Raw genomic sequence first — 14,698 nt, forward strand, 5'->3', positions numbered from 1 at the left:
AAGCTACAGATGTATCAACTCTCTACTGGATATCGTAAGTTAACTAAGCGTGGCTATATTATTCTTTCTCTGGCTTTGCTGTTGTCTATAATATCGGGAATAGCTGCGTTTGCAACTAACTTATTTTTTGTTCCTTTTATTCCGGTGATAATAGTTGGTTTAGTGATTTTTGTCATTTTGTTGTTCAGGGAGCCTTTTATCGGGCTGGTGTCTGTTTTTATATACTGCTTTTTTCTGTTCGTATTTTCCAGGGAAATAAATGATGAAATTCAATTTGGCCTTGGTACGGAAGCGCTGCTTATTTTAACCTGGTTAAGTGTTTGGTACAACGCTAAACGTTTCGATTTTTCTGTTCTGACAAATAAATTAACCATTTTGTGTTTAATATGGTTTATTATAAGTGTCATACAGTTAGTAAATCCAGCGGGAGCAAGTCCTACCGGATGGTTACAGGAAATAAGATCTACCGCTCTTTTACCATTGTTACTGGCGCCATTAGGAATGATCCTTATCACAACCAATAAAAGATTGAATACAATTATTTATATTATGATTGTCTGTTCATTTTTGGGAATACTGAATGGGATCAAGCAAAAGTATCTGGGTTTATCTCCCGGCGAGCAGCGGTTCTTGGATGACGGCGGAAGTATTACGCACGTAGTATCGGGACAATTGCGTGTATTTTCTTTTTATAGTCATGCGGGTCAATTCGGGCCTTCCCAGGCTCAGTTGTCTGTCGCCTGTGCTGTACTGGCTATAGGATTAAAAAAGTGGGGAAGAAAGGTTATCCTCGTTGTGTTAAGTCTTTTATTTTTTTATGGAATGCTTATTTCTGGTACAAGAGGTTCGTTCTTTGCGCTTATTGCAGCTGCCGGTTCTGCTGTGTTTTTTGCCCGAAAGTTTAAGATAATTATTTTAGGTGTACTCGCTTTAGGTTTTTTTATAGGAATATTAAAATATACGAATATCGGGAGCAGCAACTATAACATATACAGATTAAGAACTGCAGTAGATCCTGACGATCCTTCACTGAAGGTTCGATTTGAAAGCCAAAGAGTTTTAGCAGACTATATGAAATCAAGACCATTTGGCGGTGGCCTGGGAGTGATCGGAACTTTTGGACACAAATACAACAGCGATAAATTTTTATCGACTATCGAACCAGATAGCTATTGGGTAAAAATCTGGGTTATGTACGGGATTATAGGGATGATTATTTGGTTCAGCATAATGATGTACCTGATTGGCAAATGTTTTGGTATAATTTGGACGGTCAAAGAAAAATCGCTTAATACCAAGTTAATAGCGCTTGGTTCGGGAATTATAGGATTGTTTGTTTGTAGTTACGGAAATGAGGTTATGAATGATATACCTTCTTCTTTAATTGTTTGGCTTTCATTTGGCGCGATCTTCAATGCGCATAAAATTGAAAATAGCATTACAAAATCAGAAAATATAAATAAAGAAATAGCTTAAAAATGCCTTTTGCACTATTTGTTATACCAGGTCTTATTTTTTTCATAATCGGGATTAAATCGGGATTGAAAAGCAAAGTAAATGACGCTAAAAGATAAAATAAAATCGAGTAGTTTTCTAAAAAAACTACCATGTGGATGATGCGTCCTAAGCGGGACCCCAAGCCTCGTTACTGGATGCGTGTTTTCTTAAATCCTTTTGTACATAAGAAAGGAAATGGTGCAATAGTAAGGAGAATGGCTCGTCTAGATATCTTTCCTTATAATAAATTTAGCTTGGGCAAGGAATCTATTATTGAAGATTTTTCAGTAATAAATAATGGGGTCGGTGATGTTTCTATTGGCGGTAATACGATAATCGGAATTGGCTGTATTATTATTGGCCCGGTAATAATTGGTAGCAATGTGATGTTGGCACAACATATTGTTATGTCTGGTTTAAATCATGGTTATGAAAACGTATCAATTCCTCCAAGTCAACAGGATGTAGACTGTAAATTAATTACGGTTGAAGAAAATGTTTGGATAGGTGCAAATGCTGTAATAACGGCAGGTGTAACCATTGGAAAGCATATGTAGTAGGAGCTGGTTCGGTTGTAACCAAAGATGTTCCTCCTTATTCAGTAGTTGTGGGCAACCCGGCAAGAATAATAAAACAATATAATCCTGAAGAAAATAACTGGCAGACCATTAAAAAATGAAACAGCTTTGGATCATATTACAATTTGTAGTTACGGCTCCGCTTTGGCTCCCACTGTTTTTATATGTTATTAGCAGTCTCGGGCGGCTTTTTGGAAAAAGAGGAAAAAATGCGCAGCTCGCTTCAGATAATACCGATGTAGGCATCATTATCACTGCTTTTCAGCAAACAGATCTTATTGCTGATGTTGTCAATTCTATTCTTAAATCAGATTATACAAATTATCTCATTTATGTTGTTGCAGACGACTGCGATGTTTCCAATCTTTCTTTTTCATCAGATAAGGTACTTATCTTAAGGCCGGAGACTAAGCTTGCCAGTAATACCAAGTCGCATTTTCATGCGATCAAAAACTTTCAAAGGCGACACGAGGTTATTACAATTATTGATAGTGATAATGTGGTAAAGCAGAATTACCTCACCGAAATTGTACATAGAATTAATCAGGGCTTTGATGCAGTGCAGGGTGTAAGAGCAGCACGTAATCTAAATACAACTTACGCTTGTCTGGATGAGGCTGGCGATATGTTATATCGTTTTATTGATCGGAAATTACTCTTTGAGGCCGGATCTTCAGCATCTCTTGCTGGCTCTGGAATGGCTTTTAAAACTGAAGTCTTTGTAAACTTATTAGAAAATTTCAATGTTTCAGGGGCCGGGTTCGATAAATATTTACAATATGAACTGGTGAAGAATAATAAAGCGTATCGCTTTTGCCATGGATGCTGTTGTATATGATGGCAAGACAGCGGCGGCAGAGCAATTAGTTAAACAACGCGCCAGGTGGATCAATACCTGGTTTAAATACTGGAGCCTTGCAATTATGCTCTTTTTCAGATCTGTTGTAAATTTCAGTTGGAATCAGTTTGCGTTTTCAATGATGTTATTGCGTCCGCCATTATTTATTTTAGGTTTCGTTGGGCTTATGTTTATAATCATCAATATTATTTTCGTTCCTCAATTAATCATTGTATGGCTGGTATCAATAGCGTGTTTTTTCCTGCTGTTTGCTCTTGCTCTGCATACATTCAAAGCCGATCGTAGCATATATATGGCGTTGATAAAACTGCCGAAGTTTGTTTATTATCAGGTTCTGGCACTCTTTAAAGCGCGTGCTGCAAATAAAATTTCTGTTGCCACAAAGCACGATGTTTCTGTTTATAAAAAAGATTATTATGAAACGGATAGGAATTGAGGTACAGCGACTATTTCGACAAAAAAGCATGGTATGGAAGTAGTTGCTTTAGAATTGATAAGGCAACTACAACAACTAGATGCAGACAATGAGTATGTTTTGTTTGTGAAAGATGATGTTGACGCGCAGTGTGTTGAAGAAACAAAAAACTTCAAAATCAATAAAACCAGCGGAATGTCGTATGCTGACTGGGAACAAATTTCGCTGCCGCGCCAGGTTAAAAAGAAAAAGATAGATTTCCTGCATGCCACCTGTAATACGGCATCATTAAATCCCGGCGTTCCCTTAATGCTGACTTTGCATGATATTATTTATCTCGAGTCTTTAAATTTTAAAGGAACGGCTTATCAAAATTTCGGAAACATATACAGGAAATGGATAGTACCTAAAGCTGTAAAAAGAAGCGAAATTATTATTACAGTTTCGCAGTTTGAAAAAGACACTATTATCAACAAGTTAAAAGTACCTGAGGATAAGGTTAAGGTCATTTATAATGCAGCAAATCCAAAGTTTAATAATCAGTATGATGAATCAACGATCCTAAAATTTAAAGGAACTTATAAATTGCCGGATTCTTTTATACTTTTTTAGGGAATACGGCTCCAAAGAAAAATACGGCCAATCTGCTTGAAGCATATATTCATTATATAAGTTCAGTTTCAAACCCTGAACCGCTGGTGGTTTTGGATTATGATGCAGAGCTTGTAATGAATAAGCTAAAAGAAATGAATCGTGCAGATTTAATAAAGTGGTTTGTTTTTCCTGGCTTTATTCGCGCTAATGAAATGCCATTGATCTATAACGCGGCAACGTTATTTGTGTATCCTTCATTGCGTGAGAGTTTTGGATTGCCTATTTTAGAAGCAATGGGATGTGGAACGCCGGTGATTACTTCAAATACATCTTCTATGCCTGAAATTGGTGGTAGTGCTGCAGTTTATATAGATCCATATAATCATTTGGATATTGCTGAGAAAATTGATGTTGTTTTAAGAGATAGGTCTCTGCAGCAGAAATTATCATTAAAGGGTGTTCAACGGGCTGCTGAATTTAGCTGGAAGACATCGGCTTTGCAACTTTTAGATTTATATCGCTCTATGCCGTAATTAAAAACTGTTATTTTTTGTTCGTTTTTATATAAGACTATATGCTTAAAAAAAGGATATAATTATTGTAGGCCAGCAACCCTGGGATACAGAAATTGGCAGTAATTGTAAAGATGTTGCTCTTGAGTTTAGCAAACACAACAGAGTACTTTACGTTAACTCGCCACTTGACCGTATTTCTAAATTACGCGGTAAAAAAGATCCTAAAATTGCTAAAAGAGTAAATGTTATTGCAGGAAAAGAACATGGTATTGTACAGATCAATGATAACCTCTTTAATCTTTACCCTGACTGTTTGGTAGAATCCATTAACTGGATACCATTTACAGGTCTTTTTAAAAAATTCAACAAAATTAACAATAGGCAATTTGCAAAATCTATTTTGAGAGCGGTCAAGCAGTTAGGTTTTAAAGACTACATATTATTCAATGATAACGAGGTATTCAAGGCATTCTATTTAAAAGATTTTCTTAAACCTTTGCTTTCTATCTATTATTCGCGGGATAATATTGTAGGGGTTAAATATTGGAAAAAACATGGCGAACAGCTGGAACCGGAGTTGATAGCTAAAAGTGATCTTTGCCTTGCGAACTCAGACTATCTGAAAAACTATTGCAAGAAATACAATCCTCATTCTTTTAAAGTTGGGCAAGGTTGTGACTTTACTTTTTCACCGACGAAAACTTATCGCCGCAACCCGAAATGGAGGTGATTAAAAAGCCTGTAATAGGCTACGTTGGTGCGCTATGGACATCCAGGCTCGATTTAACATTGTTGGAAAATCTTGCTGAAAAAAGCCTAACTGGAATTTTGTTTATGTAGGCCCTGAAGACGAAGACTTTAAAAACAGCAAGTTATATAAGAGCTCAAATGTGTTTATGATAGGGCCTAAAAAACCCGAAGATTTAGCTTCTTATATCAAGTATTTTGATGTTTGTATGAACCCTCAATATGTAAATCCTATAACTATTGGCAACTATCCCAGAAAGGTGGATGAATATCTTGCATTGGGAAAGCCTACAATTGTTACTCAAACCGAGCCTATGCTCGACTTTAAGGATTATATATTGTTGGCAAAGAATGAACAGGAATATATTGATGGAATACAAACCTTGCTTGATACTGACAGTCCTGAATTGCAAGCGAGCAGAAAGAAATTTGCGCTATCGCATAGCTGGGAAAATAGTATCGAATTGATGTCCCAGGCATGTGAGGAAGTGGCATCGAAAATGAAACAGCAGTTTGATTGATATTTTATTGAAAATTGAAAAAAGGAATGTTGCCGTTCAATCTGGTTTTTAATAGTTGATTGTTACTAATTCTTATTGCAAATATATAACCGCTTATGAATCGTCGAAACGTCATTAAGAGCTTTTTCTTATACGGTGTAGCTGCTGCGGCTGTTGGTTCCGTGTTTGAGATCCTGCATCTGAATAAGGCAATAGACAAAGGTTACATTCGATCTAAAAAAATCTTATTGGAGCTTTGGCCGAACTTATTATACCTGCGAATGACACGCCTGGTGCGCTGGATGCAAATGTCGCTGATTATATCATTCACGCTGTTTCAGAACAATTGACAAGAAAAGATGCTAATAATTTTATTAGCGGCCTTAAAGAAGTAGAGCAAGTATGTAGGCATAAAAAGAAAAAAGATTTTTTAGCCTGTAACAAAAAAGATCAGACAGACATTCTATTTCTTGTGAAAGAACGTAATCCTTTTACAAGAGGAAGATTAATACATAAAATTGAACGAAAATTACGAGGAGCTACTTTTTTGAAACATTAAAGGAGCTGACTGTTGTTGGCTTTTGTACTTCAGAGATTGGTGCTACCAAAGCACTTCGTTATATATTTATTCCCTCACAATACAACCCATGTGTGCCCTTGGAAAAAGAGCAACCTTGCTGGGCTACTAAATAAATTTATGAACTACGATGCAATTATAATTGGTTCTGGAATAAGCGGGGGATGGGCGGCAAAAGAACTTAGCGAAAAAGGCCTAAAGACGCTTTTGCTGGAACGTGGGCGCGATGTAAAACATGGACAGGATTACCCTACGGCCTTAATGAAGCCATGGGAGTTTCCAAATCGCTTGCAAACGACAGAAGAAGACCGGGAGAATTATCCCGTTCAACACATCTTTTATGATGAATCTTCCAAACCCTATTTTATAAAAGATAAAGATTATCCCTATGTACAAGAGAAACCTTTTTGTGGGCACAGGGTAATCAGGTGGGTGGCAGATCGCTGACTTGGGGCCGACAGTGTTACAGGTGGAGTGATTTGGACTTTGAAGCAAATCTTAAAGATGGCGTTGGCGTTGACTGGCCAATAAGGTACAAAGAGATTGCTCCATGGTACGACTATGTAGAACAATTTGTTGGAGTAAGCGGGCAAAAAGAAAACTTGCAACACTTACCAGATGGCTGCTTTCAAGAGCCCATGCCTTTAAATTGTATTGAGGAACATTTGAAAACATCTATAACAAAAAACTATGATCAAAGGCTTCTTACTATTGCCCGCGTTGCCAATTTAACAGCACCTATTGGTAACAGAGGCAAATGTTTAAAAAGAAATCTTTGTAGCAGGGGTTGCCCGTTTGGCGCCTATTTTAGTAGCAATAGTGCTACTATTCCCGCTGCGATCAGTACAGGCAACCTTACGCTTAGGCCATTTTCGACGGTGCTCGAAATTATTTTTGATGATAAAACGCAGAAAGCAAAAGGCGTCAGGGGAATCGATACCATCACAATGCAGCCTTTTGAGTTTTACGCAAGAATTATTTTTTAAATGCTTCAACAATAGCTTCTGCAGCGATCCTCCTAAATTCAACCTCCAAAAGGTTTCCAGATGGAATGGGGAATGACAGCGGTGAACTGGGCCATAACCTGATGGATCATCATTCCTCGGCTGGCGCCTGGGGCGAGCATGAAGGCTTTCAGGAGTTTTACTATAAAGGGCGCAGGCCTTGTGGTTTCTTGATACCTCGTTTTAGAAATCTTAAGCAGGATAAAAATTTGAAATTTAAAAGAGGATATAATATTCAGGGAGACGGGGAAAGAAGAGAGTGGCAGGGAGCTGTTGGTGCTTTTCCGGATGAGTTTGGTGAGGATTTTAAAAGGAAAATGATCATGCCTGGTCCATGGTCCATTTGGATGATGGGTTGGGGAGAATGTTTACCTTATCATAGTAATAAAATCAGCCTGAGCGATAAAAAGAATAAATGGGGAATGCCGTTGGTTGAAATAGATTTTGAGTTTCAGGAAAATGAAAAAGAGATGATGGCTGATATACAGGAATCTTCTGCTGATATGCTTCAGAAAGCTGGCTTTAAAAATGTAACAACTTTCAATTATAACAGGCCGGGTGGGGGAACCGTTCATGAAATGGGCACAGCAAGAATGGGCCACGATCCGCGGACTTCCATACTCAACAAATTTAACCAGGTACACACTGTAAAGAATCTTTTTGTTACTGATGGGAGTTGTATGTCTTCATCAGCCTGCCAAAATCCATCATTGACATATATGGCTTTAACGGCAAGGGCTTGTCAGTTTGCATTTGACGAACTAAAAAAAGGAAATCTTTAAGATAAGAATAATACTTTAAGCGTTTCGCTTCAACATTTTTTTTAGAAACTCAGGATAAAATGCTACAGCATAGATCCAGGGATGTAGGAAGTTAACATTAAAGTATTTTTTAAGAACAGACCTGGTTATAAAAAACATAATAATGCTTACAAAAACTGTGGCATAAGCTGCACCCATAATACCCCAGTGTTTAATAAAGACCAGGTTTGAGAGAAACACCAGTACGGCTGTTAAAACAACCATATAAAAATTAATCCGGGTTCGTCCAGATGACGCCAACACAATTCCTGATTGCCTGACGTAAGGAGCAAAAAGGCTATTTACCAGGATGATTCTCAGAAGAGGTACAAATTCCTGATATTTTGCACTGGCGATAATCAACATCACATAGTCCGCGAAAATAAAAAGGAATAAGGCACTTGGTACAAGCACTGCTAATATTACGCCAACAGATCTTTCGTATATGTACTTAATTGATGAGTCTCCGTCTTCTTCATATCGTTTTGAGCTTTGAGGAAATACAATCGTAGACATTGAATTGATCGGGATATCTGTAAGATTAGTTATACGCATTGCTACGTTAAAAATACCACTTGCGGAGGTTGAAAGCATTGAGCCTAACATCATTTGATCGATAGATCCTGACAGCATAGTACTCAACCATATTGCAAAACTGTATTTACCAAAATTGAATATCTTCTTGATCCAAATGAAGTCTATAACTTTTGAAAAACGAACATACCGATAAGTGAACAAAAATGAAATACACGTTGCCGCTAAAACGCCGACTATAGTTACAAGCGTTAAATCTATAAGGTGTATAGGTTGTTCATGCAGATAATGATATAAAATATAAAAGAAAGGAACTGTTTGCTTTGCAATAGCACTAAACGAAGTTCCTTTGAATTGTAAATGAGCCTGCTCTATACAATTAAGTTCAGAGAGAATGCCGGATATAATAAAAGTTGCTGTATAAAGATTAAGCATCTGCGGCAAAACGTCTGAACTCCATAATTCGCCTGCCAGCGGAGAAAGTATTAAAAATAAAATTGCAAGAATGCTAGCCATGCATACATTGAGAGCAAACGCAGCAGTAACGATCTTTTTTTATCATTAAAGTTAGCTCCTGATAAATATTTAATAGTTGCTTCTTGTGTGAGGCCGTTTTTGGAGAGCTCTACAACAGTTATTATACTTATAAAAATGATCCATGTACCATAATCGTCTGGCGAAAGCAAACGAATAAGCATGTAAAAGTTGAGGAAGCCAAGTACTAAACTGCTACTATTTTGGAAAATAGTGATAGCAGCATTTTTAAGCCAATAATTACTTTTCTTAGACATATTTGTATAAACTCTCAGTAAGAAGTCTGTCTATTTTTTTACAATTCTTGACCTGATCACACTCTTAGTAATATCTTTAAATGCAATAGTTGCTTCTTTCAGTTCTTGAAACATTGTCCTTTTAGGAAAGAAGTCATTTTGCCAATCTGATTGCCAGGAACCTTTAAAAAATTTTCTAACTTCCGGATCCTGTGATTCTACTTCATATTCGAAATCATTTTCCCATTCTATTCTTACGGTAATCAAATTTGGATGAGTTCTTTCTAATATTTTAAATCCAATACTATGAGTGGGTAAATAATCCTGGATAAGTTCAGTCATATTATAACCGAACGTAAAACCAAGCGTCTCTTTGTCTAAAAGATGCAGTGTATTATTTATTTCGTGTAAAATCCACTTGTGTGATTCTCTTGGGAATAAATATTCACCGATCAAAGAAGGTGTTTCTATATACCCCTTTTTACCAACTCTGAACAGCTCAGCTAAAAACTGATGCGGATTTTCTACGTGTTCCAAAACCTGGCAACAAATAACATAGTCAAACTCATTATCAGAAAACGGAAGATTTTCTCCATCTGCATTTATGAATTCCTGCTTTTTTAAAACTTTAATGTCACCGCTTCGGTGATAGTTTGTATTAGTGTATTTATCAACGACAACGTTAGCCCTGGGATGTGGGTTATGTCCTCCGCCAACATCTAAAACTTTATAGTGGGAGGGGATTCTTAGATCAAATCGGCTTTTGGGATTGCGTACTTTCATTTGCTTTGGCTGTTTTTGGTAATAAGGACAATTTAACGGTGAAAATACATCAAAACCAATTATAAATTACAACATCGATTAACTTTAAAGAGTTATTTTGACAGGCAAAATAACTCTTTACTGATTTACGGTAATATTTTTTAATAGTGGAATGACCGGAATAATCTTTTGCGAACTTTACCTGCTATTTCCGTAATAACATTTACTATTACTTGTAGAGTAAAAGAAGCCAAACTGTTTATTTTGCTCCTGCACCGGCTATTTTGCTTACAAAGTTTATGAGATCTCCAACAGCTTCTAAGTATGAATTTTTATAGATGTTATTTGCACCAACCTTGGCCTTTGTTTCCCCTTGAGCGTTGATCAAGAGACCGCCGTCAAGTTCAAAACCAAGGTTATTGTAAAAGTCAATAACCCCGTCGGTTGTATATGTATCCAGAACCCTTCCCGGGAATCGGGATTTTCCTGTATTCATTCGGCCAACTGTATTATTATATACAGCAGCGTTTGCCGGCTTGTACACCGAACTTGCGCGAATGTATGGTTGCGCTCCTAACTCAAATGCGCTGTATTGAGAGCTGTTATATACAACGTTATCATGAATTTCGACACGACCACTTTTAGTAATACTGTAAGGCCATGAACGTATGGCATTTCCCTGGTGGTTAGTTACCTTATTGTGGTAGAATTTGCCATTACCTCTAACGAAAAAAATGCCGTTATGGTTTGTGTTATTACTATTCACATTATTGACATAGTTGTCATGTATATCAAAATCTTCAACATTTCCAACCGAAACAACAGACCCTGGGCTAGGTGAATTTATGCAGGTAAGATTTGCAATTTCCAATTTTCTTATTAGGCCAATAAAACTATTGGATGACACATCACCACCAAGATAAATTAAAGGGCCAACGTTATCGGCATCTATATTTAAAAAAGCAAGATTGGAAACAAAAGAATTGGCCTCGCCAGTATAAACCTTCGAGTTTAAATCGACGTAACTGATAACGTAATCACTCACATTCTTAAACAGCATATTCTGTAAAGTAAAATTGTTGATGGATCCGGATAGCATAATAGCACGATAAGTACTATTGGTGAATGCAAATCCTCTGCCGCTAGAAGATTGACCAGCTCCAGAAATGGTTACATTATTTAAATTAGAAAGTGATAAAATTTTGCCGCCGGTAAAAGCCACGAGTCCATCGTTAATAAACGTTACCCTTGCTCCATTCGTAGGCACTGATACATTTCTGATCGTAATGCTATTATACGAGCCTCCTTTTATTTTAACTAAATCACCATTTTTAAAAGTAACTTTCGTTCCATTTATAGTGAGGTTGTTACCATCGATAGTTAGGTTTCCGGATCCTGATCCCAATTGTAAAATCCGGCCACTAGATGGTGGTGGTTTAATCGTATCTTTTATGGTGGTATCCTTAACAATAGTTGTATCAGATCCGCTACCTGGATTATCCGGATCTGGAACGAGGGGTAAACTACCTTTTGTACAGGATGATGTAAAACTTAACGTAATAATTGTTATGAAAATACAAAACAAAGAGGGGGCTAACACTTTGCGCATACGAGGGCTGTTTGAATAATTTAAAAAATAATAATAATACGAGGGTTAAAGTACTTGAAATCAAATATTAGTATGATTTATAAACTAAAATTCAAAACTTTAGGAAGCAACAAATAATATGCCATACAATTTTATAATATGACAGTGGTTTGTATTATTATGTTAAAGTAGGTAAATTATTTATTCGTTAACAACTAAAAATATGGGCCTTTCGGTTACATCAAGTTTGACTAAACCGTTATTTATGGGGACTTCCTTTTCTTCACCGTTTATGCTTGAGTTTTCAAGATTGACAACACGAGCTTCTTTTATAGTAGATGATAATTGTATTGGTAAAGAGTTGACTTTTAAATTTTTACTGGTTCTTGCCCAGACAGCATAAACCGTTTTTGATGAGGAAATATCTTTGAATTTATATATTGACACGTCCGAATTAGAACTTTTTTGTTCTCCTGCATACCGCATATTTTTTAGAACATTTTTTAAAGTATAAATGTAATACCAGGATTTTTTGGGAGTAAAATCTCCTTTTGGCCCCATCAACCCACAAGTTGAAAACCAGGTTTTGTCATTGGGATCTACATCTCTTGACATATACATTTGAGCACGGTCTACCCGCCGCAGCAAATTCTAAATAGGCTCTAACCAACCAGATAGCTTGTATTTCATAAACATCCATAGATTCAATCTTTGGTGGGCTAAGAACAGACTCCGGATTAGTGTCCCAACCAAACTCAGAAACCCATACTTCGGTTCCGGGAAGGTTTTCGTTCCTGTATTTAACAATTTCTGTAAGCATCCTTTTAAATCCTGCTGCCTCAGGACTAACAGCCGGCCCGCCGCCTTGCCAACTCACGCCATCTTTAAAAGCATATACATGAAAATTTAAAGCGTCTGCAGCAAATTTTTTATCACTTCTATTGGCTTCAAACCATAACTTCATTTTTTTGATATAATTGATATCGAAACTGGCTAACCCGCCCATTACCAGCTTCATTGAAGAGTCTGCATTTTTAATTCCGTACTTTTTGCCATACTTGTTCATAGTGCCAACATGGCCATCATAATCAGCGCTGGCCATTGCGGCGTATTCTTCCGGACTAAAATAAGCATCTTTTCCCTCCCATGTTTTATCCTGCTCGTTCCAGTCTTCCATATATTTAATTAAGCCGAGACCTGATCGCTTTTCTTGATTCGATGCCAAGGCTAGCAGTTTTTCATCTATTTTCACCGACCCGTATCTGGCCGCAAACTGATACATATGAAAAGCCTTAGTATGATAAGATGTGGGAGCGGTAGTGCTTAAACCAGGTGCATCTATTGGTTTATTTTGCGCAGGAAAATTAGTACTTCCTTGTAGCCAATTTACGCCCCCTTGAATACAGGGAGAAACATTCACTCCTTCTTTACTAAGATTGGTGTAAAATTCATCAAAGCTCCAACCAGGATAACTTGGCGCGAACTGAATTTGATTATTCGGAAAGCCGGGATAGGTAGGAGCGCCGTCACCTTCATCCCAATTCCAGTTATGATATTCTCTTATAAAGCCAACCGCTTTCAGTTTATCAATAGGGTCATCAATGAAAGCATTAGCGCCTATAAATTGATCCATTGTTATTAGATTGGTAGGATCTACAATAGGTCCAGGAGGATTTATAGGATTATTATTTGGAGGATCGTTCTGAATATCAGAATCATTTTTGGTGTTGCAAAAAGACAACACAAAGCACAATGCTATTAAAAAGGGCATAGAGTTCTTTTTAAGTGCCATGGTTTGGGGCGGCTTGTTTTGGGATATAAGTAATATAATACTTTAACAAAGATATTATTTGGGAATGTAGATTTGGGCACTTGTAAAAGCGAAAATGACTAAATCATCATAAATAACGTTTTATTATCATTTATGCAATAATTATTTAATGTTCTCTTACTTGCTAATATATTCAACTGGACAGGCTTTTAGCATTCGATTTTTGCCTTGCATATCCATCTTTAAAATGGAGGTATAACCACAATCTTCAAATAATTGTTTTGTATCATTTCCCAATCCCTCATAAACCTCAACGTATAATTTTCCTTCAGGTTTCAATATTGTCTTTGCGCAGTTGGCGATGGCTGAATAGAAAATTAAGGGCTCATTATCGGCTACAAATAAGGCTTCATGCGGCTCGTACTGTAATACATTATGATGCATACTTACTTTATCCTGCTGTGGAATGTAAGGTGGATTGCTGACAATGATATCAACCTCTGGGATTTGTGACCAAGTACTTTTATCTAAAAAGTCCAGATTGAGAAAAGTTATCTCAGTTTTGTGTTTACGTGCATTCTTTTGTGCAATATTTAAGGCAGCTTTGCTGATGTCACAAGAAATAATATCAGCAAAGGGAAGTTTTCTTTTAAGATAATAGGTATACAGCCGCTCCCGCAACCAACATCCAGAATGGTCAATTGTTGTTGATTTGATTGTTCTTTTATAATCCAATCCACTAACTCTTCCGTTTCCGGTCTGGGTATCAACACATTTTTGTCAACATAGAATGGAATATCATAAAACCAGGCTTCATTTAAAATGTATTGAATGGGTTCATTATTTTGAAGGCGTTTTTTAATATCATTCAACATCTGGTAAAGGCAGCCATCAGGCGAGAATTTTACTGACCTATCCAGCTTTAAATTGATACCTGTAAGGTTTTCGATAACCAGCTCAAATATATTTGCAGCTTCACTGGCTTCATATACGTCATTTAAGCCATTTATAAAATCTTCCTGTATTTTCTGTAACGACATAATATAATTTGGATCTATTTCTTTCCAGAAGAAATTCCGAATCAATCAAAATTAAACAAATGATGCATTAATAACCAATAGGTCTGAATATCAGTCGTTGCTTCTCAGGCTTTGAATTCATTAATGTATTTTAAACTGCGATTCATT

The 14,698-nt window shown here is 36.8% G+C and carries 20 protein-coding genes and 1 pseudogene; 13 read left to right on the plus strand and 8 right to left on the minus strand.

The window, feature by feature from the left end:
- Positions 1–9: 9 nt before the first annotated feature.
- From MKP09_RS08290 to MKP09_RS27295, 13 genes and pseudogenes are all read left to right on the plus strand, one after another.
- The gene (locus tag MKP09_RS08290; RefSeq protein ID WP_240827257.1) at positions 10–1,476 is read left to right on the plus strand and encodes an O-antigen ligase family protein; all 1,467 of its coding nucleotides are present in this window, start codon (positions 10–12) and stop codon (positions 1,474–1,476) included.
- Between the two features lie 137 nt (positions 1,477–1,613).
- Positions 1,614–2,054 (plus strand): DapH/DapD/GlmU-related protein, encoded by a 441-nt coding sequence (locus MKP09_RS27280; RefSeq protein ID WP_317235196.1) that lies wholly within the window; start codon positions 1,614–1,616, stop codon positions 2,052–2,054.
- Between the two features lie 118 nt (positions 2,055–2,172).
- The gene (locus MKP09_RS08305) at positions 2,173–2,913 is read left to right on the plus strand and encodes a glycosyltransferase (RefSeq protein WP_240827258.1); all 741 of its coding nucleotides are present in this window, start codon (positions 2,173–2,175) and stop codon (positions 2,911–2,913) included.
- Positions 2,894–3,370, plus strand: a complete 477-nt coding sequence (locus MKP09_RS08310) for a glycosyltransferase family 2 protein (protein WP_240827259.1) — start codon at positions 2,894–2,896, stop codon at positions 3,368–3,370. The genes MKP09_RS08305 and MKP09_RS08310 overlap by 20 nt, the downstream gene beginning before the upstream one ends.
- Before the next feature lie 33 nt (positions 3,371–3,403).
- Entirely contained in the window at positions 3,404–3,961 is a 558-nt protein-coding gene (locus MKP09_RS08315) for a glycosyltransferase (protein WP_240827260.1), read from the plus strand.
- A gap of 32 nt (positions 3,962–3,993) precedes the next feature.
- Complete coding sequence (locus MKP09_RS08320; RefSeq protein WP_240829431.1) at positions 3,994–4,476, plus strand: glycosyltransferase; 483 nt, start codon at positions 3,994–3,996, stop codon at positions 4,474–4,476.
- A gap of 295 nt (positions 4,477–4,771) precedes the next feature.
- A complete protein-coding gene (locus tag MKP09_RS08325; protein WP_240827261.1) occupies positions 4,772–5,188 on the plus strand; it encodes a hypothetical protein in 417 nt (138 codons plus the stop codon).
- Between the two features lie 142 nt (positions 5,189–5,330).
- Positions 5,331–5,726, plus strand: a pseudogene (locus MKP09_RS08330) (glycosyltransferase); the annotation flags it as partial.
- 226 nt (positions 5,727–5,952) lie between these two features.
- Entirely contained in the window at positions 5,953–6,264 is a 312-nt protein-coding gene (locus tag MKP09_RS08335) for a gluconate 2-dehydrogenase subunit 3 family protein (RefSeq protein ID WP_394801045.1), read from the plus strand.
- Between the two features lie 5 nt (positions 6,265–6,269).
- Complete coding sequence (locus MKP09_RS27985) at positions 6,270–6,398, plus strand: hypothetical protein (protein ID WP_394801046.1); 129 nt, start codon at positions 6,270–6,272, stop codon at positions 6,396–6,398.
- A 4-nt stretch (positions 6,399–6,402) separates the two neighbouring features.
- Entirely contained in the window at positions 6,403–6,729 is a 327-nt protein-coding gene (locus MKP09_RS27285) for an FAD-dependent oxidoreductase (RefSeq protein WP_317235197.1), read from the plus strand.
- Positions 6,690–7,268 (plus strand): GMC family oxidoreductase N-terminal domain-containing protein, encoded by a 579-nt coding sequence (locus tag MKP09_RS27290; RefSeq protein ID WP_317235198.1) that lies wholly within the window; start codon positions 6,690–6,692, stop codon positions 7,266–7,268. Before MKP09_RS27285 ends, MKP09_RS27290 begins: the two co-directional genes overlap by 40 nt.
- 65 nt (positions 7,269–7,333) lie before the next feature.
- Positions 7,334–8,068: a GMC family oxidoreductase gene (locus MKP09_RS27295; protein WP_317235199.1), complete on the plus strand. Its 735-nt coding sequence runs from the start codon at positions 7,334–7,336 to the stop codon at positions 8,066–8,068.
- A 15-nt stretch (positions 8,069–8,083) separates the two neighbouring features.
- Here the strand turns inward: MKP09_RS27295 and MKP09_RS08345 are convergent, their stop codons facing one another.
- The 8 genes from MKP09_RS08345 to MKP09_RS08380 form a co-directional block, all read right to left on the minus strand.
- Positions 8,084–9,136 carry an oligosaccharide flippase family protein gene (locus MKP09_RS08345; RefSeq protein WP_240827263.1) on the minus strand — a complete coding sequence of 351 codons (1,053 nt, stop codon included), beginning with the start codon at positions 9,134–9,136 and terminating at the stop codon, positions 8,084–8,086.
- Positions 9,106–9,411, minus strand: coding sequence for a hypothetical protein (locus tag MKP09_RS08350; protein WP_240827264.1), 306 nt, complete (start codon positions 9,409–9,411; stop codon positions 9,106–9,108). Before MKP09_RS08350 ends, MKP09_RS08345 begins: the two co-directional genes overlap by 31 nt.
- Positions 9,412–9,441: 30 nt before the next feature.
- A complete protein-coding gene (locus MKP09_RS08355) occupies positions 9,442–10,173 on the minus strand; it encodes a class I SAM-dependent methyltransferase (RefSeq protein ID WP_240827265.1) in 732 nt (243 codons plus the stop codon).
- A gap of 238 nt (positions 10,174–10,411) precedes the next feature.
- Positions 10,412–11,761: a hypothetical protein gene (locus tag MKP09_RS08360; RefSeq protein ID WP_240827266.1), complete on the minus strand. Its 1,350-nt coding sequence runs from the start codon at positions 11,759–11,761 to the stop codon at positions 10,412–10,414.
- Positions 11,762–11,941: 180 nt separating this feature from the next.
- Complete coding sequence (locus tag MKP09_RS08365) at positions 11,942–12,355, minus strand: hypothetical protein (protein WP_240827267.1); 414 nt, start codon at positions 12,353–12,355, stop codon at positions 11,942–11,944.
- Positions 12,330–13,511 carry a hypothetical protein gene (locus MKP09_RS08370; protein ID WP_240827268.1) on the minus strand — a complete coding sequence of 394 codons (1,182 nt, stop codon included), beginning with the start codon at positions 13,509–13,511 and terminating at the stop codon, positions 12,330–12,332. The genes MKP09_RS08365 and MKP09_RS08370 overlap by 26 nt, the downstream gene beginning before the upstream one ends.
- 177 nt (positions 13,512–13,688) lie before the next feature.
- Positions 13,689–14,192: a N5-glutamine methyltransferase family protein gene (locus MKP09_RS08375; protein WP_240829433.1), complete on the minus strand. Its 504-nt coding sequence runs from the start codon at positions 14,190–14,192 to the stop codon at positions 13,689–13,691.
- Entirely contained in the window at positions 14,105–14,551 is a 447-nt protein-coding gene (locus MKP09_RS08380) for a class I SAM-dependent methyltransferase (RefSeq protein ID WP_240827269.1), read from the minus strand. Before MKP09_RS08380 ends, MKP09_RS08375 begins: the two co-directional genes overlap by 88 nt.
- Between the last annotated feature and the right edge of the window lie 147 nt (positions 14,552–14,698).

The sequence above is a fragment of the Paraniabella ginsengisoli genome (genome assembly GCF_022513635.1).
Lineage (GTDB): Bacteria > Bacteroidota > Bacteroidia > Chitinophagales > Chitinophagaceae > Niabella > Niabella ginsengisoli.

Bases quoted from the DNA above. Each gene is read 5' to 3' on its own strand.
- MKP09_RS08350 (WP_240827264.1), bottom strand. From the start codon at position 9,411: ATGTCTAAGAAAAGTAATTATTGGCTTAAAAATGCTGCTATCACTATT.
- MKP09_RS08345 (WP_240827263.1), bottom strand. From the start codon at position 9,136: ATGGCTAGCATTCTTGCAATTTTATTTTTAATACTTTCTCCGCTGGCA.
- MKP09_RS27280 (WP_317235196.1), top strand. From the start codon at position 1,614: ATGATGCGTCCTAAGCGGGACCCCAAGCCTCGTTACTGGATGCGTGTT.
- MKP09_RS08360 (WP_240827266.1), bottom strand. From the start codon at position 11,761: ATGCGCAAAGTGTTAGCCCCCTCTTTGTTTTGTATTTTCATAACAATT.
- MKP09_RS08315 (WP_240827260.1), top strand. From the start codon at position 3,404: ATGGAAGTAGTTGCTTTAGAATTGATAAGGCAACTACAACAACTAGAT.
- MKP09_RS27285 (WP_317235197.1), top strand. From the start codon at position 6,403: ATGAACTACGATGCAATTATAATTGGTTCTGGAATAAGCGGGGGATGG.
- MKP09_RS08380 (WP_240827269.1), bottom strand. From the start codon at position 14,551: ATGTCGTTACAGAAAATACAGGAAGATTTTATAAATGGCTTAAATGAC.
- MKP09_RS08290 (WP_240827257.1), top strand. From the start codon at position 10: ATGTATCAACTCTCTACTGGATATCGTAAGTTAACTAAGCGTGGCTAT.
- MKP09_RS08305 (WP_240827258.1), top strand. From the start codon at position 2,173: ATGAAACAGCTTTGGATCATATTACAATTTGTAGTTACGGCTCCGCTT.
- MKP09_RS08310 (WP_240827259.1), top strand. From the start codon at position 2,894: ATGGATGCTGTTGTATATGATGGCAAGACAGCGGCGGCAGAGCAATTA.
- MKP09_RS27295 (WP_317235199.1), top strand. From the start codon at position 7,334: ATGGGGAATGACAGCGGTGAACTGGGCCATAACCTGATGGATCATCAT.
- MKP09_RS08365 (WP_240827267.1), bottom strand. From the start codon at position 12,355: ATGTCAAGAGATGTAGATCCCAATGACAAAACCTGGTTTTCAACTTGT.
- MKP09_RS08370 (WP_240827268.1), bottom strand. From the start codon at position 13,511: ATGCCCTTTTTAATAGCATTGTGCTTTGTGTTGTCTTTTTGCAACACC.
- MKP09_RS08355 (WP_240827265.1), bottom strand. From the start codon at position 10,173: ATGAAAGTACGCAATCCCAAAAGCCGATTTGATCTAAGAATCCCCTCC.